The sequence below is a fragment of the Gloeobacter violaceus PCC 7421 genome (assembly GCF_000011385.1).
In the GTDB taxonomy this organism is placed as follows: domain Bacteria; phylum Cyanobacteriota; class Cyanobacteriia; order Gloeobacterales; family Gloeobacteraceae; genus Gloeobacter; species Gloeobacter violaceus.
On record NC_005125.1, the window covers coordinates 3892819 to 3911333 of the forward strand.

The 18515-nt window shown below is 63.7% G+C and carries 18 protein-coding genes and 1 tRNA gene; 11 read left to right on the forward strand and 8 right to left on the reverse strand.

All coding sequences use genetic code 11. The features are described from left to right. The first annotated feature begins 45 nt into the window (after positions 1–45). Positions 46–1428, forward strand: coding sequence for a M16 family metallopeptidase (locus tag GLL_RS19005; protein ID WP_197530044.1), 1383 nt, complete (start codon positions 46–48; stop codon positions 1426–1428). After that, positions 1425–2891, forward strand: a complete 1467-nt coding sequence (locus tag GLL_RS19010) for a M16 family metallopeptidase (RefSeq protein ID WP_011143676.1) — start codon at positions 1425–1427, stop codon at positions 2889–2891. Before GLL_RS19005 ends, GLL_RS19010 begins: the two co-directional genes overlap by 4 nt. Positions 2892–2963: 72 nt before the next feature. Here GLL_RS19010 and GLL_RS19015 read toward each other — a convergent pair whose 3' ends face one another. From GLL_RS19015 to truB, 3 genes are all read right to left on the reverse strand, one after another. Further along, positions 2964–3965, reverse strand: coding sequence for a hypothetical protein (locus GLL_RS19015; protein ID WP_164929360.1), 1002 nt, complete (start codon positions 3963–3965; stop codon positions 2964–2966). Between the two features lie 187 nt (positions 3966–4152). Next, positions 4153–5601 (reverse strand): carotenoid oxygenase family protein, encoded by a 1449-nt coding sequence (locus GLL_RS19020; RefSeq protein ID WP_011143678.1) that lies wholly within the window; start codon positions 5599–5601, stop codon positions 4153–4155. Between the two features lie 61 nt (positions 5602–5662). Continuing rightward, positions 5663–6541 (reverse strand): tRNA pseudouridine(55) synthase TruB, encoded by an 879-nt coding sequence (truB, locus tag GLL_RS19025; protein ID WP_011143679.1) that lies wholly within the window; start codon positions 6539–6541, stop codon positions 5663–5665. Between the two features lie 204 nt (positions 6542–6745). Here truB and psbO point away from each other — a divergent pair, with 204 nt between their 5' ends. The 4 genes from psbO to GLL_RS19045 all read left to right on the forward strand — a co-directional run bounded on the left by psbO (position 6746) and on the right by GLL_RS19045 (position 11147). Next, positions 6746–7522 carry a photosystem II manganese-stabilizing polypeptide gene (psbO, locus tag GLL_RS19030; RefSeq protein WP_011143680.1) on the forward strand — a complete coding sequence of 259 codons (777 nt, stop codon included), beginning with the start codon at positions 6746–6748 and terminating at the stop codon, positions 7520–7522. 138 nt (positions 7523–7660) lie between these two features. Then, positions 7661–8635: a beta-ketoacyl-ACP synthase III gene (locus tag GLL_RS19035; RefSeq protein WP_164929748.1), complete on the forward strand. Its 975-nt coding sequence runs from the start codon at positions 7661–7663 to the stop codon at positions 8633–8635. A gap of 81 nt (positions 8636–8716) precedes the next feature. Continuing rightward, entirely contained in the window at positions 8717–11044 is a 2328-nt protein-coding gene (locus GLL_RS19040; RefSeq protein ID WP_011143682.1) for an HD family phosphohydrolase, read from the forward strand. A gap of 29 nt (positions 11045–11073) precedes the next feature. After that, positions 11074–11147, forward strand: a tRNA-Pro gene (locus GLL_RS19045). A gap of 126 nt (positions 11148–11273) precedes the next feature. Here GLL_RS19045 and GLL_RS19050 read toward each other — a convergent pair. After that, positions 11274–12614: a lamin tail domain-containing protein gene (locus GLL_RS19050; RefSeq protein ID WP_164929361.1), complete on the reverse strand. Its 1341-nt coding sequence runs from the start codon at positions 12612–12614 to the stop codon at positions 11274–11276. Between the two features lie 191 nt (positions 12615–12805). Here GLL_RS19050 and GLL_RS19055 point away from each other — a divergent pair, with 191 nt between their 5' ends. From GLL_RS19055 to GLL_RS19070, 4 genes are all read left to right on the forward strand, one after another. Further along, positions 12806–14164, forward strand: a complete 1359-nt coding sequence (locus GLL_RS19055) for a cobyrinate a,c-diamide synthase (RefSeq protein WP_011143684.1) — start codon at positions 12806–12808, stop codon at positions 14162–14164. Positions 14165–14219: 55 nt separating this feature from the next. After that, on the forward strand, positions 14220–14915 hold the full coding sequence (locus GLL_RS19060; RefSeq protein WP_011143685.1) for a hypothetical protein: 696 nt from the start codon (positions 14220–14222) through the stop codon (positions 14913–14915). A 48-nt stretch (positions 14916–14963) separates the two neighbouring features. Beyond that, positions 14964–15518 carry a CYTH domain-containing protein gene (locus GLL_RS19065; RefSeq protein WP_164929362.1) on the forward strand — a complete coding sequence of 185 codons (555 nt, stop codon included), beginning with the start codon at positions 14964–14966 and terminating at the stop codon, positions 15516–15518. Positions 15519–15623: 105 nt separating this feature from the next. Further along, on the forward strand, positions 15624–15851 hold the full coding sequence (locus GLL_RS19070) for a Calvin cycle protein CP12 (RefSeq protein ID WP_011143687.1): 228 nt from the start codon (positions 15624–15626) through the stop codon (positions 15849–15851). A 66-nt stretch (positions 15852–15917) separates the two neighbouring features. On the opposite strand, the gene GLL_RS22875 is transcribed toward GLL_RS19070, so the two are convergent. Both GLL_RS22875 and GLL_RS23565 read right to left on the reverse strand, forming a co-directional pair. Beyond that, positions 15918–16082, reverse strand: a complete 165-nt coding sequence (locus tag GLL_RS22875) for a hypothetical protein (protein WP_011143688.1) — start codon at positions 16080–16082, stop codon at positions 15918–15920. A 6-nt stretch (positions 16083–16088) separates the two neighbouring features. After that, a complete protein-coding gene (locus GLL_RS23565) occupies positions 16089–16175 on the reverse strand; it encodes a cytochrome b6-f complex subunit PetN (RefSeq protein WP_011143689.1) in 87 nt (28 codons plus the stop codon). Positions 16176–16350: 175 nt separating this feature from the next. Here GLL_RS23565 and GLL_RS19080 point away from each other — a divergent pair, with 175 nt between their 5' ends. Then, positions 16351–16785 (forward strand): photosystem I reaction center subunit II PsaD, encoded by a 435-nt coding sequence (locus GLL_RS19080; RefSeq protein WP_011143690.1) that lies wholly within the window; start codon positions 16351–16353, stop codon positions 16783–16785. Between the two features lie 36 nt (positions 16786–16821). Here the strand turns inward: GLL_RS19080 and rfbC are convergent, their stop codons facing one another. Beyond that, a complete protein-coding gene (rfbC, locus tag GLL_RS19085; RefSeq protein WP_011143691.1) occupies positions 16822–17382 on the reverse strand; it encodes a dTDP-4-dehydrorhamnose 3,5-epimerase in 561 nt (186 codons plus the stop codon). Positions 17383–17486: 104 nt separating this feature from the next. Then, the gene (locus tag GLL_RS19090; protein ID WP_011143692.1) at positions 17487–18470 is read right to left on the reverse strand and encodes a sugar phosphate nucleotidyltransferase; all 984 of its coding nucleotides are present in this window, start codon (positions 18468–18470) and stop codon (positions 17487–17489) included. Positions 18471–18515: the final 45 nt, after the last annotated feature.

Below are 18515 nucleotides of genomic sequence, written 5' to 3' on the forward strand. Positions count from 1 at the left end.
GCCCCCCGTCGGTGGGATAACGTTTTGGACTTGACGGAGCTTTTCGTGGGCCGTTTTTTGCTGGGCCTAATGCTGGCCGGGACGCTGTCGCTCGGGGCGGCGGTGCGGGCTGAGAGCGAGGCTGTTCCCCTGCCTCCGGTTCAATTTAGCGAGCGCACCCTGGCCAACGGGCTTCGGGTGCTGTTGGTGGAAGATCACACCTCGCCCACGGTGGCCATCCAGGTCGCTTACCGGGTCGGGGGCAAGGACGACCCGCCCGGCCGTTCGGGCTTTGCGCATCTGTTTGAGCACCTGATGTTCAAGGGAACGGCCAACACCAAACCGGAGACCCTGGATCGGCTCACCGAGGATGTGGGCGGCTTCAACAACGCCTTTACCTCCGAGGACATCACCAACTACTTCGAAGTGGTGCCCTCCAACTATCTGGAGACGCTTCTGTGGGCGGAGGCCGACCGCCTCGGGTCGCTCGTCGTCGATGAGACCAACTTCAAGACCGAGCGGCAGGTGGTGATTGGCGAGTACGACCAGCGCGTGCTGGCCAGTCCCTACGGCATGCTCTTCGAACTGCTCGACAGCAAGTCCTACACGGTGCACCCTTACCGCCGGGGGGTGATCGGCAATCCGGCCGAACTGAACGCCGCCACCCTCGAAGATGTCCAGAATTTCCACCGCACCTACTACCAGCCGGACAACACCACGCTGGTGGTGGTGGGGGACTTTGACCCGGTCCAGGCCAACCGGTGGATCGACCAGTACTTTGGCGCAGTACCCAACAATTCCCGGCCGATTCCGCGGGTGAGCGCCGTCGAGCCCAAGCAGAGCGCCGAGCGGCGCACGACCCACTACGGCGCCAATGTGCCGCTGCCCGCGGTGGCCCTGGTCTACCACGCCCCGGCGCGCTCCAGTCCCGACCGGGCCGCCCTCGATGTGCTGGAGAATGTGCTTTCGCAAGGGCAGAGCGCCCGGCTCTACCGCACCCTGGTCTACGAAAAGCAGGTGGCCTCCCAGGTGTCCGCGAGCGCAGATCTGCGCGAGCAGCCGGGGCTGTTTGTGGTCTACGCCATCTTGAACGCGGGCGAAAAGCCCGAGCAGGCCCGCACCCTGCTCGACGGCGAAATCGGCAAGCTGCAGCAAGTGCCGGTACCGGAAGCGGAACTGGCCAAGGCCAAGACCCAACTGATTGCTGAACTGGTGCGCGGCCGGGAGCAGGCCAACAGCCGCGCCACCGAACTGGTGCTTGCGACCCTGGTAGGCGGAGATCCCAGGCAGGTCAACACCGCCCTCGAAGAGATCGAGAAAGTGACCGCCCAGGACGTGCAGCGCGTCGCCCGCCAGTATCTGGTGCCCACCAACCGCACCGTCATCGACTACCTGCCCCGGGCGATGCAACCGGCCGGACCCACCAAAAAGGAGCGCAAGTCGCCATGAAAACGTTGTGTTGGGCGCTGACGGCGATGCTCCTGGCCCCGGGAACGGCGGCTACCGCCCAGACGCAGACCCCGCCTCCTCCGGGGCCGCCCCCTTCGGTCAGCTACCCGACCCCGGTCGAGCGCACCCTCGCAAACGGCCTGCGGGTGATCGCCGTGCAGCGCCCGAACGTGCCGCTGGTGGCCGCGCAGTTGATTGTCAAAAGCGGCAGCGAGACCGATCCGCCCGCGCGCCCCGGCATCGCCTCGCTGGCTGCCGACCTGCTCGACAAAGGCACCAAGACCCGCAGCGCCCTGGAGATTGCCCAGGCCATCGACGCGCTTGGAGCGGAGCTGGAGGCCGGTGCCGGCTTCGATGCGACCCGCGTGGAGGTGAGCGCCACCACACCCCAGTTCGGGCGGGCCTTCGCCATCCTCTCCGAGGTGGTGCGCACCCCCGCCTTTGCCCCCGCTGAAATTGCCCGGGCCAAAACCCAGGCGATCAGCAATCTGCAACTGGCCTACAGCAATCCTTCGGCCCTGGCGCAGCTGGTGGCGCAGCGGCTGATCTACGGCGAAGCCCCCTACGGTCAACCGGCCGAGGGCACCCCCGCATCGCTCGGCGCCATCGCCCGCGCCGACTTGGAGCGCTTCCACCGCACTTACTTCCGGCCGGACAACGCCGTGCTCGTGCTCGGAGGAGACATCGCCCCAGAAGCAGCTTTTGCCGAGGCCGAGCGCGTCTTCGGCAACTGGGCCAAACCCGCCGCCCCACTTCCGGCTTTCCCCGCAGATAAACGCGACACCGCTTCGCGCGTCGTGGTGATCGATCAGCCCGAGGCGGGCCGCACGGCGGTGGCCGTGGGTAAAGCGGTACTCCGCCGCGCCGATCCGGCCTACATCCTGGGGGTGGTCACCAACGCCGTGATCACCGGTTACTCGGGCCGGCTCAATGCCGAGGTGCGCATCAAGCGGGGACTGTCCTACGGCGCCGGCGCCAGCCTGGTGGGCCGCCGCGAGCCGGGGCCGTTTGTCGCCGCCACCCTGGTGGATCACGCCAAAGCCGCCGAGGCCACCCAGGTGGTGATCGACACCCTCGCAAGCCTGGTGGGTCAACCTGCAGGGGCTGAAGAACTGAAGCCGCGCAAGGCGGTCATCACCGGCGGCTTCGCCCGTTCGCTCGAAACGATCGACGGCCTGGTGAACCAGGTGGGCACCCTCGCCCTCTACGGCTTGCCCCTGGGGCAGATCAACACCTTCATCGGCGAGGCGGAGGCGGTCACCCCCCTCAAAGTCCAGGAATTTGCCGCGGGCTATCTGCAGTCCAACCAATCGGTGGTGCTGGTGGGCAACGCCAAGGCGTTTCTGCCCGACCTGCGCAAGCGCTTTGCTGAACGCGCCTCCCGCATCGAGGTGATCCCCTTCCAGCGCCTCGATCTTGGCCGGGCGAGCCTGGTGCGTCCCACGGGAGTTGCCGGAAAGTAACCGCGCCGCGCCAAAGCACGGCGGGCGCGCTCACTCAGCCTGACGCCGCCGGCATCGAGCCGGAAGTCGCTTTCAGGGTGTTTCCGGGCGATTGATCACGTTGGGTGAAGCAGGGGCGCGCTCGGCGGCGCATCTGCGGGTGCGCACAAAATCACCCGCGTCTTCGAGTTGAAAACTGGTGATGGTGCGGTCGCCACCGCCGTACTCGTTGACGAGATTGCCGTCAATGATTGTTTGTACGTTCCTGGTACCGACGCCCAGCCCTTTCTGGGGGCTGGTGACGATGGTGAGCGACTGGTCGGGGTAGAGGACGTTGGTGTTGTTCTCAGAAAGCCCCAGTCCCATCTGACGGCCCAACTGGAACATCGTCTGCTGGGTAATCTGCTCGGGGTGCCACCAACGAAAGCCCTGTGTCACCCAGGCGCCGACATCGCGCTTGAAGGGCATGCGCACCACGACCCGGCCGCTGCGCTCGTCGATGAAGTAGCTGCTGTAGTCGGGATAATCTTCAAACGCTTCGACGACGACATCGGCCTGTTCGGGGGAGGGCACCACCACCAGCGGCTCCGGCAATTTGCCCTCGGCGTAGCCCACCACCATCGCGTTCCACTTGATGAGGCCTTGTTCGAGACCTTTGAACAACACCTCAGGAATCGTTTCCTGGGTATCTTTGAGCGCGACGGGCAGAGCGACCCGCAGCGGAAAGCACCCCGGCACCCGGCCGCTGGAGCGGATCTGCAGCGTAAATTCCACCGGGCCGCGGGAGGCTGTGTCCACCACCGCCCGGCGGATCGCCTCCTCCAGGCTGCGGCGGGTCAGCTCGGCCGCTTCTCCGCCTTCGATGGCGAGGGGACCGCCCAGGGTGAGTTGGGGATCGATCAGGTGTCCGTCGGACAGCAACTTCGCTTTGACGGTGACGGTGCCGTCGGTCTTGAGCCGCGGAAGTTTCCACTGGGCCTGAACCGCTTCGCGGGCAAGCCGGCCGGTGGGCAACTCCGCAGCGGTGCCCACCGACGCCGAATAGACCATCAAACCGCTGAACAGCAACAACGAACGCACGAAAGACATCATCATGGCTGCCACTTCCAACCAACGCATGGGCCTGTCTACAGGTAGTACGATAACGCCAAATGTATGCAAGCTTCAGCCGGTACCCGCTGTACAGACTCCATCGGATGGGATCCAGTTCCAGTCTACAAGTGCGCAGGCGCGGGCCTTGGAGGCCGTCAGGGGCCGGGACGCGGCCTGGCAAGTTCGCAATTCAAAAATGGACAAACACTTCGGGAACAAAGGTGCCGTGCAGGCTGTAGGGGACGTGGTGCTTGAGGCCGAGGCGGGTCAGGCAGGTGAGATCCCGGCCGTCCAGGATCCACAGATCGCTCCTGTCGCGCCGGGCATCGTAGACCATCGCCAATAGCCAGCCGTCGTCTTCGGCAGTACCGTCCGGGCGGGGCACGAAGATCGGTTCGCTGACGAACCCGGACGGGGCAAAGCTGTGAAATTCCGCCCGACCCGTTTCGACATCGAGTTTGGCGATGGCCTGCAAAGGGGCGTTGCCGCCCTCCGCGTGGACAGCGGCGGCAAAGGCGAAGCGGTAGGGACGCCCGACGCGATCGGGATGCACCTGGGGAAATTCGGCCGAGCGCCTGAGTAGGGGTCGGGCTTCCACACGACCTTTGACCGGGTCGATCTGCGTGCGCCAGATCCAGCCTTCCGGCAACCGGCTGAAGTCGGTCTGGCGAAAATCGCGGTCCTCCTGGGTGGTGATGTATTCTTCGTAGCGGATGCTGTCGACGACGATCCGGCCCTCCCGTTCGAAGGCGTTGACGTGGTGAAAGACAAAGAATGGTTCGGTGGCAATCGTCTGCACCGGCCCGCCGTTTCTTGGAATGAGCAGTATTCGCGTCGGTTCGCCGGGGGCGAGGCGCAGACATTCCCCGGCCGCCTTGAAACCCAGCACAAACGGCAGCGGATCGAGGGCCATCGGGTTCTGGAAGAAGACCCAGTAGTTCTCGGTTAGGGCAAAATCGTGCACGAAGGCAAAACCCGGCACGGTGTGCTCGCTCTCGACGCGCACGCCGCCGTCGGGGGAGAGGCGGTAGATATACAGAACCGTCTGCAGGCCGGTGCGCACCCCAAAGGAAATCAAATCGCCGGTCGCAGGATCGAGGCGGGGGTGGGCGGCGAAGGGTTTGCCGCCGCAGAGGGCCCCGGCGAGATCGTCCAGGCCAAACGTTTCGAGGCTCGCCGGGTCGAGGCGGTGGGGAGGAGCGGCCTCCCAAAGCGCCAGAAGCCGGCCGCCGTGGTAGACGACGCCGGTATTGGCGACGTTCTTGAAGCCGAAGTCGAAGGCGTTTGCCCAGAATCCGCCGGGCCTGAGGGTGCCGAAAACGTTTTTGCTTAGAATCCGCCCGGCCGCCGATTCTTGGATAAAGCCCTCGGTGCGCACGAAGCGGTTCTGGAAGTGAGCCCGGCCGCCCGCGAAGCGGACCGCCGAGATCATGCCGTCGCCGTCAAACGGGTGCTTGTAGGACACCCCGCCGCGCTCGAAGCGGCCCGGGCCGTTGCGAAAGAGAGTGCCCGTAAGCTCGGCCGGAATTGTGCCTTCGATAGCGTCGATGACATAGGCCTGCTCGGCTTCAAGGGTGCGGTACCCTCCGGCCCAATCGGCCGACGCATACGGGCTTCGCGAATCCTGGGCGGCGGTCATGGCGGCTCGCCTCCGGCAAACAGTTCGTTTCAAATGTTAACAAACCCTCGGCCTTGTGCGCTCAAAGCGTCGGCAGCACCACCAGCGGCTGCAGGGAACCCGCCTCACAAGCCGCCACACCCAAAAAGCGATCCGTCTCGCACTCCCAGATCTGTGCGAAAGCACCCTCGCAATCGCCCGGCACCCTCTGGCCCATCAACCAGCGCGCCGCGAGCGGTGGTTCAAGATGCACCGCGGCAAGGTGAGCCAGGGCAGTGCGCGGTCCGATGAGCGGCACGGTGCCCGCCTGGAATCCCGCTTCGACCGCCGCCAGCGGCAGGCTCGCTTCGAGGGCAAACGGCCCGCTTCGCGTGCGCAGCAGGCGGGCGAGGGTGGCACCGGTGCCGAGAGCCGTCCCCAGATCGCGGGCGATCGAGCGGATGTAGGTGCCGGTGGAGCAGGCGATCTCGATTTGCAACTCGGGGTAGTGGCCTGGATACCAGTCCAGCACCGTGAGCGCTTGGATTTCGACGGTGCGCGGGGCAATTTCGGCGATGGCCACCCCCCGGCGGGCCAGGTCGTAGAGCCGTTCGCCCTCCTGGTGAATGGCGCTGTAGCGCGGCGGCACCTGGGAGATCGTGCCGCGAAAAGCTTGCAGGTGGACCTGTACGCGGCCGAGATCGAGATCGGCCGCACCGGCGTCGGCGAGGATGTTGCCTTCGAGATCGTCGGTGTCGGTGCTCAGCCCAAAGCGCACCGTCGCCCGGTAGACCTTCCCTTCGCTCAAGAAGCGCAACAGCCGCGTCGCGCGACCCACCGCCACCGGCAATACCCCGGTGGCCGCCGGATCGAGGGTGCCGCCGTGACCGATGCGCCGCTCGCCCAGCACCCGCCGCAGCCGGGCGATGCAGTCGTGGGAGGTCAGCCCCGCGGGTTTGTCGAGGTTGAGAAATCCTTCCAAACTTGAGCCTGAGCAGCGCTTTGCCATGGAACCGGAACCGATGGGCCACACTTCCCATTACAGCTCGATCCCGGCGAACAATTTGGTTGCTCAACGGGGATCAGTGCTTTAGAATATGAGAGCTATTGCAACCATTTGCAATATTTGTCCATTTTTCATTGCCCTTTGCGCCCAGGACCGTACCTGCGGGGAGGATTTTTCGAGATGAGGCACTCAGCGCTTGTTTTGGGGTTGGTCGCGATCAGCGCAGTCTCGCTGACCGGTTGCGGCTCCGATCGTGCACCCGGCGCGTCGTCGACCGAGTTCGGCTACGCTATCGAGTGCAAAAAGCCCACCGGCGACCGCGCGCCGCTCGAACTGCGGGCCGGTGAAGTCCGCCAGGCGTACGACCTGTGTTTGCAGCCCAAGAAAATTGCTTACGAGGGCCGCCCTGCCAAGATTATCTGGGGGCAGACCGCTCCTCTGGGTCCGGTGATCGCCGAATTGCACCAGAACGCGCAGGGCAAGCCCGCCATGGAAGTGACCGGTGGGCGCAACACTTATCAGATGACCCTGCAGGTGGGCTCCGAGCGTATCGCCTTCAACTTCAGTGCGAGCGGTCTGGACGCCGTGTCGGCCACCCCCCGCAATGTCGTGGATACCTCCACCGACTTTACCGGCGAGCTGGTGGTGCCGTCGCTGCGCGGCCTGGGTTACACCGATTCGCGCGGTCGGGGCACCGACTACGGCTACGAAAACTCCCAGTCGACCTATGCCAACAGCGGTGCCGCCTACGACGAAGCCACCAAAGAGTCGCGGGCGCGCGAAACCGGCGAGGGCAGGATGGTCCTCAGCATCGAGAGCGTCAACTCCCAAACCGGCGAGATCGCCGGCAGCTTCAAAAGCAAGCAGTCCTCGGGTCTGGCGGTTTTGCCCGGCGAAGTGGATGTCGAAGGTCGCTTCATCGGCACCTTCAAGCCCAAAAAAGAGAGCGCGAGCTAACTTCCCGTTGCTCCGCGGGGCGCACACTATGGCAAAGGAGCCTTCGGGCTCCTTTTTTGCGCATTTTGGCGGGGGAGTCCCCTTTGACCTTATGATCGAGGGAGTGCTTTTCGGAGGAGACGCTTGCCCGCGGTACAGATGACGGGTGTGGGCGGGGCTGTCCCTGCACAGGTCCTCACCAATTACCACCTCAGTGAACTGGTCACCACCTCAGACGAGTGGATCGCTTCGCGCACCGGCATCCGCTCCCGGCGCATCCTAGCCCCCGGCCAGTCGCTCACCCAGCTTGCCGCCCGCGCCGCCACCGACGCCCTTTCCCAGGCAGGCCGCTCTCCTCTCGACGTCGACTTGTTGATCCTGGCCACCTCCACCCCCGACGACCTGTTCGGCGGGGCCGCCCATCTACAGCACGAAATCGGGGCCGTGCGCGCCGTCGCCTTTGACCTGACTGCCGCCTGCTCGGGCTTTGTCTTTGCCCTGGCCACGGCGAGCCAGTTTGTACGCACAGGAACCTACCGCACGGTGCTGGTGGTGGGAGCCGATGCCTTGTCGCGCTATACCGACTGGACCGATCGCGCCACCTGCGTGTTGTTTGGCGACGGGGCCGGGGCGGCGCTGTTGGAGGCGGGGGAGGTTGAGGGTATTTTGGGCTTCGAGCTGCGCACCGACGGCGCCCGGGCGGGCCACCTCAATATCCACTGCACGGCGGAGGCGGTGCCGCTGGCGGCTGACATGGCAGCCACGCGCGCCCGCTTTGCATCCATTACAATGAATGGCCGGGAGGTCTATCGTTTTGCCGTCGAGGCGGTGCCCGATTTGATCGAAAAGACCCTGGCCGCCTGCGGAGTGGCTCCGGAACAGGTCAAAGCGTATTTGCTGCACCAGGCCAATCAGCGCATCCTCGACTCTGTCGCAAGCCGCCTGCACGTTGCCCCCGAACGGATGGCGAGCAACCTCGCCGATTACGGCAACACTTCGAGCGCCTCGGTGCCGCTGATATTGCAGGAGTGGGTGCAAGATGGACGCATCCGGGCGGGAGACCGGGTGGTCCTGGCGGGATTCGGCGCCGGGTTGAGTTGGGGAGTGTTGCTGGCGCGCTGGGGACGGCTGTAGTGAGTTTCACGACACGGCAACGAGGCTGAAGGCCATGGCCAGAAAATTTGGAACGCTGCTTGCACCGGGTGGGAGTTGCCCATGAGCCACTCTCTGTTCGCTGGTCCGTGGCGCGGCGGTTCTTTGAAGTGGCTGGCTTTCTATAGGCCGGTACTGGACGCGCCGGTCTGGTTTCTGCTGGCTGTGCTGTCGCTCACTGCCGTTTTGGGAGTGCGCTTTTACAGCGAGCCGCGACTGTCGGTGGGGACGCGCGTCGATCGGGCGATCGTCGCCCCGCGCACCGTCGAGGTCACCGACCGCTCCGAGACCGAAAAAGCCCGCCGCGAGGCGAGCCGCGCCGCCGTGAAGGTGTACGACTACGATCCGCTGGTAGATGCCCAGGTGCGCGATCGCCTCGACGACCTGCTCACCGAGGGCGATCAGATCGTCGCGACTGCCGGCAAGCTGCCCTACCTCAATCCCGGTATCCTCACCAGCGAAGCTCAGCAGTACCTGCGCGCGATGCCCCAGGCGGGCTGGCGGCGCCTCAAGCAACTGGCCTTCTCCCCAGGCACACCTTTAGCTGAGACTTTGCCGACCCTCGATCGTCAGATCCTTGCCAGTCTCAGTAATCGGCGCGAGGGCGGTGAACTCGATAATTTAATCGTGGCGATTGAGCGCTCCCGTCTGGCCTACGGTCAAGCGCTCTCGCGCCTGCGCACCGCCCCTATCGTCTTTCAGGACCGGCTTTTGGGGCTGACTCCCGCCCAGTGGCAGGACGTAGCTGACCAGGCCCGCCTGGTCACCCGTCGGCTTCTGGCGATTGGCATCGTTCCCAAACTCGATCCGGAGCTGCGCGAAAAGGGGATCACCGCCCAACTGCCCGCAAATTTTGATATTCTCCAGCGCCGGATCGCCACCGATCTGGTGCTTTCGGTGCTCACACCCAATCTGCGCGTCGACCCGCTCCAGACCCTGCGCGAGGCGGAGCAAAGCGTTCAGAACGTCGAGGATATCCGCATCAAGATTCAAAAGGGTCAGGTGTTGCTGGACAAAGGGGATACGGTGACCCCCCGCTGGTTTGCGATTCTCGATCAGCTCGATCTGACCCAGCGTGGGATCAACTGGCCGGAACTGGGCTTGCTCGCGGTGATCCAGATTGTCGCCTTCTCGACTTTTCTGGGCATCGACAAGCGGCTGGGCCGCGCCTGTCTGTGCAAGCGCGACTATCTGCTGACGCTGGTGGTCGCCTTGGGCACGGCGATTATCGGGGTGATCATCGGCAACAGTTGGGGCTGGGGAGGCTTTTTGCCCTTTATCGCCGCCGGATTGCTGCTGGGCAACTTTTATGGCTCGCTGCGCGGCAGCGTTGCCCTGTTGGCCCTGGCGGTGCCCTTCTGGTATGGCCTGGCTTTGCCGCCGGCGATCTTCTGGCCGGTGCTGGCGGGCGGTCTGGTGGCGGCGGTGCAGGTGGGCCGCCTGCGCTCGCGCGAGGAGATGGCCTTTTTGGGGGTACTCGCCGCCGCTGTCCAGGGCGGCGTCTACGCCCTGCTCAATCTGGTTTTCCCGGCGGGCTACGACTGGCGCGAACTGCTCATTCACACGGGCGAGATGTTCGGCGGCGGCCTGGTCTGCAGCATCGTGGCCCTCGGGGCCAGCCCCTATCTGGAGCGGCTGTTCGATGTCGTGACGCCAGTGCGCCTCTCTGAACTGGCCAATCCCAACCAGCCTTTGCTGAAGCGCCTGGCCACCGAGGCTCCCGGCACCTTCCAGCACACCCTGTTTGTCGCCAACCTGGCGGAGGCTGCCGCCCGCTGCCTGGGGGACAACGCCGATCTGGTGCGCACGGGCACCCTCTACCACGACATCGGCAAGATGGTCCGCCCCCGCTACTTTATCGAAAACCAGATGGGGCTTCCCAACCCCCACCTGCAACTGGACGATCCCTGGCGCTCGGCGGCCGTCATCCGCGATCACGTCACCGACGGTCTCAAACTGGCCCGCCGCCACGGTTTGCCCCAGGTGATCCAGAGTTTTATTCCCGAACATCAGGGCACCATCCGCATCGCCTATTTCCACCACCAGGCCTGCGAAGAAGTGGGCGCCGAAAACATTCGCGACGAAGACTTTACTTACCCCGGCCCGACGCCCCAATCGCGCGAGACCGGGTTGGTGATGCTTGCCGATGCCTGCGAGGCGGCCCTGCGTTCGCTCAAAGACGTCACCGAGCCCGAGGCGGTGGCGATGGTGCAGCGCATCCTCGCGGCCCGCTGGCGCGAGGGCCAACTCAAAGACTCGGATCTTAAAGAAGAAGAGTTGCCCTTGATAGCCAAAACCTTTGTCAAAGTTTGGAAGGAGCAGAACCACCAGCGCATCCGCTACCCCGCCGCCTGCACCGGCCAGACCGAGTTTCAGCCTGCCCGCCGATAATTGGGCTGTGATAGGCTGATTAAGCGCAACGGGATGTAGCGCAGTTTGGTAGCGCGCTTCGTTCGGGACGAAGAGGTCGCAGGTTCGAATCCTGTCATCCCGATACCAATTTCAAATGCCGAAAGCTGCTGAAGAGGCAGCTTTTCTGCTTTTTCAGGACGGCTTTCGGCCTTCTTTAATTGGGCCGGATCGTTGAAACCCAGGCTACGACCCGCATCACCGGCAGCAATTAGCCCCCCTGCCCCCCCTCGAAGCGCAATACCTGCCCGGAGCGGGTGCGGCGGTAGTCGACAGCGGCCACCAGTTCGCCTTGGGCGTCGAATAGGGCGATAAGACCGGCGCGGTTGCCCAGTTGCATCGTATCGGGCCGCGCGCGTGTCACGAGCACCCGACGGGTCTCACCGGAAGCAATCGTGCCTGTGAGCGCTTCGGGACGATTCGCTCGGTCGCGCAGTTGCCAACCCGTGAGATCGATAGGCTGGGTTGAGACGTTTTGCAGTTCCACCCACTCTTCGTCGGAATCGCCCCGTCCGGGATTGGGCAGCGCCGCAACGATCACCAGCGGCCCATCGGCTTTGCGCGCCGCGGCGCGCGGGCGGACAACCGTGCGATCCATCGGAACCTCGCGCCCATCCTCATCGCCCAAAAATTCGGGGTAAAACGAACGGATAAAATCGCCGCGGCTGCCCTGGGGGGTCGTGCTGCGGTAGAGCACCAGGTTGTAGCGCGCGCCGTTGATCGTTGTCTGACGCTTTTCCTGGCGCAATAGACCCTGTTCACTTTCGTAGAAGGCAACCGTTCCCATGGCGATTTCGCACTCCGGGCTAGTGCCCACGAAAAAGCCGCCCTTTTTCTTGAAAAGGCGGGCGAGGGTTTCGCCGCCCATATTCTTGAGTTCCCATTCCATCTGCAGCGTCACGACGTTCGGGTTGTCGGGGGTCTCCTCACCCCGCAGATCGTACTTATAGCCCAAAAAATTCACCCGCCCGAACTTTTCATCCAGAAAGAACTTGATCCAGTTGTGGTAGCCGGAAATTTCCCCCAAATTTTCAGCCCCGCCAAAGCGCGTGTCGTACTTGGCCTCGCCTACGAATACGTGCTCAAAACCGCTGCAATATTCCTGGGATTTGCCCTGGAAATAGTTAGTAAATAGCTCAAACCAGATGCGCCGCAAGGCGGCCATAAACTGCACCTCACTCAGGTTGCGGCCCAGATCCCCATTGATGTACTCGCGCGCCAGACGCACCGGGACCGTCTCACGGATCACCTCCAGGTAGTCCTGGATTTCTTCTTCTTCGCCCGAGTCGTAGGATTCCGCCACCCGGGCAGTGGTCGCATAGTTGTCCAACAGCGCAATAAACGCCGCGTAGGTCGGCTTGCGCAGTTTGGCCTCCTCCACTTTTGCAAACAGCGGTCCGGCCGCCAGATCCAAACTGCGCTTGCCGCTGGCGCGCACCTGCGCGTCCAGGAAGACTTCGGCCTGTGGGTCGGCCCATTCGCCCGCCTCGTTGCGCTGAGTCACTGTGAATCGGTTCTCGTCGCTGTCCCAGAGCTTTTGATAGATAGTCATGGTTTGCCGCCTCCCGCACGGTGGATATATTTCACCGCCATTGCCTCTTTCTAGCGACATTGCAGCGAGAATATGCCGGGTCGGCCATGGGTGCGCAACAATTTGGACCACCTGTCTCCCTGTTCAACGTGGCAGCCACCCGGATTTTGCCCATAGACTGAAGAGCGGTTTTTCACCGGACGACAGGCTCTATGGCGATCATCATTGCAGCCCCGGCGAGCGGCACCGGCAAGACGACGATAACCCTCGCTCTGCTTGCCTACCTCAAGGCCCACGCCTTGCGGGTGCGCTCGTTCAAGGTCGGCCCCGATTATATCGACCCGATGTTCCACGCCGCCGTCACCGGCCAGGGCTGCGTCAATCTCGACTTGTTTTTGACCGACGAACCGTTCGTGCGCGCCACCTACCACCACCACTGCCGGGGCCAGCAGGCGGCCGTGATCGAAGGGGTAATGGGGCTATTCGACGGACGGGCGGGTCAGGGCGATTTTGCCAGCACCGCCCACGTCGCCCGCCTGTTGCGCTTGCCGGTGATCCTGGTCATCGATGGATCGGGGGCCGGCTTTTCGGTGGCGGCCACCCTCTACGGATTTCGCCGCTTCGACCCGCGCGTGCGCATCGCCGGGGTGATCCTCAACCGGGTGGGCTCCGAGCGCCACGCCCAAATCCTCTCTGAGGCTGTGCGCAGCCAGGGTCTCGAACTATTGGGAACCGTCTACAAAGACGAAACGATCGCCCTGCCGCACCGCCACCTGGGATTGGTGCCGGTGGAGGAACTGTCCGACTTTCGGCGCACCCAGCAGCAGTTGGCTGCCCTCGCCGAGCGCTCCTTCGACTGGCAGAAATTGCTGCCGCTGGTGGCCATCCAACCTACCGCCCCCGCCCCGGCGCGCTGGGAAGCGGAGCCATTGCCGCCGGTGCGCATCGCCGTCGCCCGCGACCGGGCCTTCAGCTTCTACTACCAGGACAATCTGGAATTGCTCGCGGCCCTGGGGGCGCAGCTGGAGACCTTTTCGCCTTTGGCCGGCGAGTGGCCCGATTGCCGGGGTTACTTGTTGGGAGGCGGTTTTCCCGAGCTGTGCGCGGGCGAACTCAGCGCAAAAACCCGCTTCTGGGAAGGACTGCGGGGGGCGGTGGCCCGTGGGGTGCCCCTCTATGCCGAGTGCGGCGGGTTGATGGTGCTGGGCGAAGCGCTGCGCACCCCCGAGGGCCGCTCCCACCCGATGGCGGGCATCCTGGAGGCCAGTTGCTGGATGGGCAAACGCACGGTACTGGGCTACCGGGTGGCCACGGCTTTGCACAGTTCCTGCGCCGTCGAAGCCGGCAGACAGTTGCGCGGCCACCTGTTTCACCGCTCGCGCATGGAACCCCAGCCGGGCGCGCCGCTGTGGCAACTCGACGACGATGAGCAAGAAGGCTGGGTGCGCGGCAATCTGCACGCTTCGTATCTGCACCTGCACTGGGGTACCCAGGCGTGGGCGGCCCGCCGCTTCGTGCGCCGCTGTCTGGCGGTCGCTTTCGAGGGAAAATCCACCCCGGCCCGCTTCTGAAGGCCACCGGTTGATAGGATAGTCGCCAAACGGTTTGCGCTGAGCGGAGGCCCGGGTGCTCCTATCGATCCTGCGGGAAGTAGTCGCCGATGGCCTGCTCGCCGTGGTGCTGAGCTTTTTGTTCTGGGCGATGTGGCAGTGCCCGATCGAGCTGACCGCCCTGCTGGTAGTCACGGTGATTGGCGCACTGCGGCTGATGCGGCCCGTATGGGTCAGGCTCGCCGGTCGGATGCACCTGCGCTTCAACCAGTGGGTGGAGTGGCCTATCTGGCGGCGGGTGGCCTCGGTGCACGAGGCGGGGCACCTCATCGTCGCCCACCGCCTTGGGGTGCCGGTCGCAGGCTACGCGCTTACCCCGGCGGCAAGTTACCTCCACCAGCACTGCGGCGCCACTTACTTCCAACACCACCCCGACCCAGGCGATCCCAAACAGTTGCTGCGCACCCTCACCGTGCTGGTGGCCGGCAAAGTGAGCGAAGAACTGGTGCTCGGTAAGTCGGTGGGAGCCGGTCATGATTTGCGCACGCTGGCACAGTGGGCTGCGCTCATCGACGCCGGACTCGAAGCCCAGGGCCGTTCCCCCGTGGGTGCCGGGTTTTGGCAGCAGGCCTGCGAGGCGGAGGCTCGCCAACTGCTCAAAGTCGACGCGCCGCTGATCGAGCAGGTAGCGGACGGCATGCGCCGCCACGTTCCGGTCGACGCGTTGCTGGCGGCGGTCGACCGCGCCCGGCAGCCGGCGACCTGCGCGTAGGTCCGGTTTCGGGGGATACTGACACCGGACACCCGACACCCGACACCCATGTTCGAGGTCGAAAAAAAGTACCGCCTGCCCCGAGCGCAGCGAGACGCCCTGCAACACAAGCTCACTGAGTGCTACGGCCCGCCTCGGGTGCTGCGCGAGGAGGACGTGCACGGGTTTACCAGCCCCGAGAAGCATTACCTGCGACTGCGTGCAAGCGGCGACAGCCTCAAGCTCATCGCTAAAGGACCGACCCAACTGAGCGCCGACGGCATCCGCAGCCGCCGGGAGATCGAAGTTCCCCTCTCGCCGCAGGTGCTCGAGGCCGCCCGCTCGCTGGTGCAACTGATCGCCACCGACGCTCTACCCGCTATGCGGCGGACCCGCTCGGTCTGGAAGCTCGGTGAGGACGCGGAGGTGGTGCTGGATGACCTCGACGCACTGCCTAAAGAACCCTTTGTAGAACTGGAAATCCTGGCCTCCGACCAGGCGGCGGCCCTCAGCCGACTGCGTACCTGGGAAGAGCGGCTGGGGCTCGACCCCACCTGGCAGGAGGTCAAAAGCTACGCCCAGATTCTTTCTGAGCTGATTTCTCCCCCTCCGGAGACAGGCTGAAACCTTCAAAAAAATGTTATGAATAGCTCAGAGAGCCGGAACTCTCAGCGATACTGAGGGGCGTACAGGGCTATCCATCCGTCCTGCATTCACGAAGGCGAAACCATGACGACCAACTACGACAAACTGATTCAACAGGAAAAGGCCGAAGCCAAGGAAATTTGCTCGATCAACGGCGACGGGTCCGCCCAGTGCGCAGCCGCCTGGGACGCTGTCGAAGAAGTGCAGGCAGCCGCCTCCCACGCGGGCGACAAAGACAAAAAGATGAATTCTTTGCAGAGCTACTGTGCCGACAATCCCGACGCCGCCGAGTGCCGCATCTACGAAGACTAAATTTTGCACTATCTCAACAACAAGAGGCAGGAGTGATCCTGCCCCTTGTTGTTTTAAATGGCATTTTCAGCGTTTGGCCTTGCGCCTGCGGGCCGGGGGAGACGCCTGGGGCGCTTTGGGAGCGGCTCGCCGACGCCTGTCGCGAAAATCAACCCAGGTGATGTAGGCGACACCGCCGGTGATCGCCGCCAGCATCACAAACAGCAACACCACCAGAATCTGTTCGAGCATGCTTGTCTAAAAACCGTTGCGTCCCCACACCACCAGCGCGATGGAGACGACGAAAAACGCCAACAGAGCAATCCAGCCAACGGTGGGGTCCATCAAGCAATACAGAACGTTACAGACTCATCATGCCACAGTTGCAAACCGGGCAACACACGGCCGATCCATCGACATATTTCTTTACGCCGCCGGTGGTTCGAGCGCCTGTCGCGCCCTTGCCAGCGCGATCTGGGGCGACCTATCATGACGCAATATCCCGAGGAGAAACCACGCTATGGCGGACGTCAAGGAATTGCCTTTCGGCGGCAGCACGCCTTTGTTCGGTGGCAGCACCGGGGGATTGCTCCGCAAAGCCCAGATCGAAGAAAAATATCTGATCGTTTGGAACAGCAAAGAGGAGCAGGTCTTCGAGATGCCGACCGGCGGGGCGGCGACGATGGTCGCCGGCACCAACGTCCTGTACCTGGCGCGCAAGGAGCAGTGCCACGCCCTGCACCGGCAGCTGGTCTCCACTTTCAAAATTCGCGATTCGAAGATTTACCGGGTCTATCCCAACGGCGAACAGGTGCTGATTTTCCCGATGGACGGCGTCCCCTCGGAGAAGTCCAATCCCGGTCGCGAGGTGGTCGGTTACGTGCCGCGCAAAATTGGCGACAATCCTAACCCGGTCGATGTCAAGTTCACCGGCAAAGAAACCTTCGACGTGTAAAAGCGGGGGGCACCCTTCGGTGTGCCCCCGTGCCCATTATTTCTGGTGATACACCGGCAGCCGCTCCGGGTCCGTCTGGTTGAGCGGCAAGTATTTCTGGTCCTTACCCGAGAGAACAGGGGCCTCCACCGGCCAGGGAATGCCGATGTCCGGATCGTTCCAGAGCACTCCCTGCTCATCCTCGGGATGATAGAAATCGCTGCATTTGTAAAGAAATTCCGCCGATTCCGAGAGCACCGCGAAGCCGTGGGCAAAACCGGCCGGAACGTAGATCTGGTGCCTATTTTCGGCGGAGAGGACCACGCCCGCCCACTGGCCGAAGGTTGGAGAGCCTTTGCGAATGTCAACGGCCACATCGAAGACTTCGCCCTCCACGACCCGGCAGAGTTTGGCCTGGGGGAAACGCAACTGGTAGTGGAGACCGCGCAGGACGCCCCGCGCCGAACGCGAGCAATTGTCCTGCACGAACTCATCCGGGATTCCCAATTCGGCGAATTTGGCCCGGTGGTAGGACTCATAAAAATAGCCGCGGGCGTCGCCGAAGACCTTCGGTTCGATCACATAGACGCCCGGAAGCGCGGTTTCGATGCGTTGCACCCGACTTTCCCCTGTGTGCATTTACAGCTGGAGCCTTACCAGATATACCGTAATTTGGCGGCAAGGGAGGATCGGGGTCGGGCGCAGCGCCCACTTCGCAGCGACTAGAGGTTGGGGATGCCGAGGCAGACGTGCTTGCCGTCGCCCCAGATCGAGCGCACCAGGTCGCCGCTGAGCCGCTCGCCCAGCTGCTCACTCGTCCACATCACACTGTCGACCACGACCGAGCCGGCACGAATCACGCACCCGTCGCTCACGCAGCTGTAGCCCAGCACCCGCGCCCCTTTTTCGATGGTGCAGTGGCGGCCGATGAGCGCCTGGTCGGAGATCACCGCCCCCGGTTCGACGACCGTCCCTTCGCCGATGCGCTGGACAATCTCGGGATGGGTCAACAATTCCCAGTGCGTGTACAGATACTGCGCCAGGGTACCGACATCCGACCAGTAGGCTCCTGTGCGCATCGCAAAGACCGGTGCTCCCTCGGCCACCAGCATCGGAAACAGGTCGTTGCCGAAGTCGAAGAAGGTCGCCTCGGGGATGTAATTGAACACCTCCGGCTCCAGCACATAGATGCCGGTGTTGGCCCACCGCGAGCGCTCGGTGCCCCGGATGGGTTTTTCTTGGAAACTTTCGACTTTGCCGTGACTGTCGCTCACCACAACCCCGAAGCGGCTCGGGTCTCCGACTTCTTTGACGGCCATGGTGGCCACGGCGCCGGATTGTTTGTGGAACTGCAGCAGGGCGGTCAGATCCAAATCGGTCATCACGTCGCCGGAGATGACCAGAAAGGGGCCGCCGGCCAAAAAGTCCGCCTGGCGGCGCACACCGCCCGCGGTGCCCAACAGTTGCTCCTCGCGGGAGTAGCCCAGCGACACCTGGTATTGGGAGCCGTTGCCGAAATACTCGCTGATCTTTTCGCCTTTGTAGTGCAGGTTCGCAACGACCTGGTCGAGGCCGTGCTTGCGGCACAGTCCCAGGATGTGGGCCATGACGGGCTTGTTCATCACGGGCATCAGCGGCTTGGGCAGGGCGTCGGTGAAGGGGCGCAGGCGCGTACCCTTGCCGGCGGCGAGCACGAATGCTTTCATCGGTTTCCTCCAGGATGTTTGACGGGTAGACAAAGCAAAAACGAT

Bases quoted from the DNA above. Each gene is read 5' to 3' on its own strand.
- GLL_RS19010 (WP_011143676.1), top strand. From the start codon at position 1,425: ATGAAAACGTTGTGTTGGGCGCTGACGGCGATGCTCCTGGCCCCGGGA.
- GLL_RS19015 (WP_164929360.1), bottom strand. From the start codon at position 3,965: ATGATGATGTCTTTCGTGCGTTCGTTGTTGCTGTTCAGCGGTTTGATG.
- GLL_RS19020 (WP_011143678.1), bottom strand. From the start codon at position 5,601: ATGACCGCCGCCCAGGATTCGCGAAGCCCGTATGCGTCGGCCGATTGG.
- psbO (WP_011143680.1), top strand. From the start codon at position 6,746: ATGAGGCACTCAGCGCTTGTTTTGGGGTTGGTCGCGATCAGCGCAGTC.
- GLL_RS19035 (WP_164929748.1), top strand. From the start codon at position 7,661: ATGACGGGTGTGGGCGGGGCTGTCCCTGCACAGGTCCTCACCAATTAC.
- GLL_RS19040 (WP_011143682.1), top strand. From the start codon at position 8,717: ATGAGCCACTCTCTGTTCGCTGGTCCGTGGCGCGGCGGTTCTTTGAAG.
- GLL_RS19050 (WP_164929361.1), bottom strand. From the start codon at position 12,614: ATGACTATCTATCAAAAGCTCTGGGACAGCGACGAGAACCGATTCACA.
- GLL_RS19055 (WP_011143684.1), top strand. From the start codon at position 12,806: ATGGCGATCATCATTGCAGCCCCGGCGAGCGGCACCGGCAAGACGACG.
- GLL_RS19065 (WP_164929362.1), top strand. From the start codon at position 14,964: ATGTTCGAGGTCGAAAAAAAGTACCGCCTGCCCCGAGCGCAGCGAGAC.
- GLL_RS19070 (WP_011143687.1), top strand. From the start codon at position 15,624: ATGACGACCAACTACGACAAACTGATTCAACAGGAAAAGGCCGAAGCC.
- GLL_RS22875 (WP_011143688.1), bottom strand. From the start codon at position 16,082: ATGCTCGAACAGATTCTGGTGGTGTTGCTGTTTGTGATGCTGGCGGCG.
- GLL_RS23565 (WP_011143689.1), bottom strand. From the start codon at position 16,175: ATGGACCCCACCGTTGGCTGGATTGCTCTGTTGGCGTTTTTCGTCGTC.
- GLL_RS19080 (WP_011143690.1), top strand. From the start codon at position 16,351: ATGGCGGACGTCAAGGAATTGCCTTTCGGCGGCAGCACGCCTTTGTTC.
- GLL_RS19090 (WP_011143692.1), bottom strand. From the start codon at position 18,470: ATGAAAGCATTCGTGCTCGCCGCCGGCAAGGGTACGCGCCTGCGCCCC.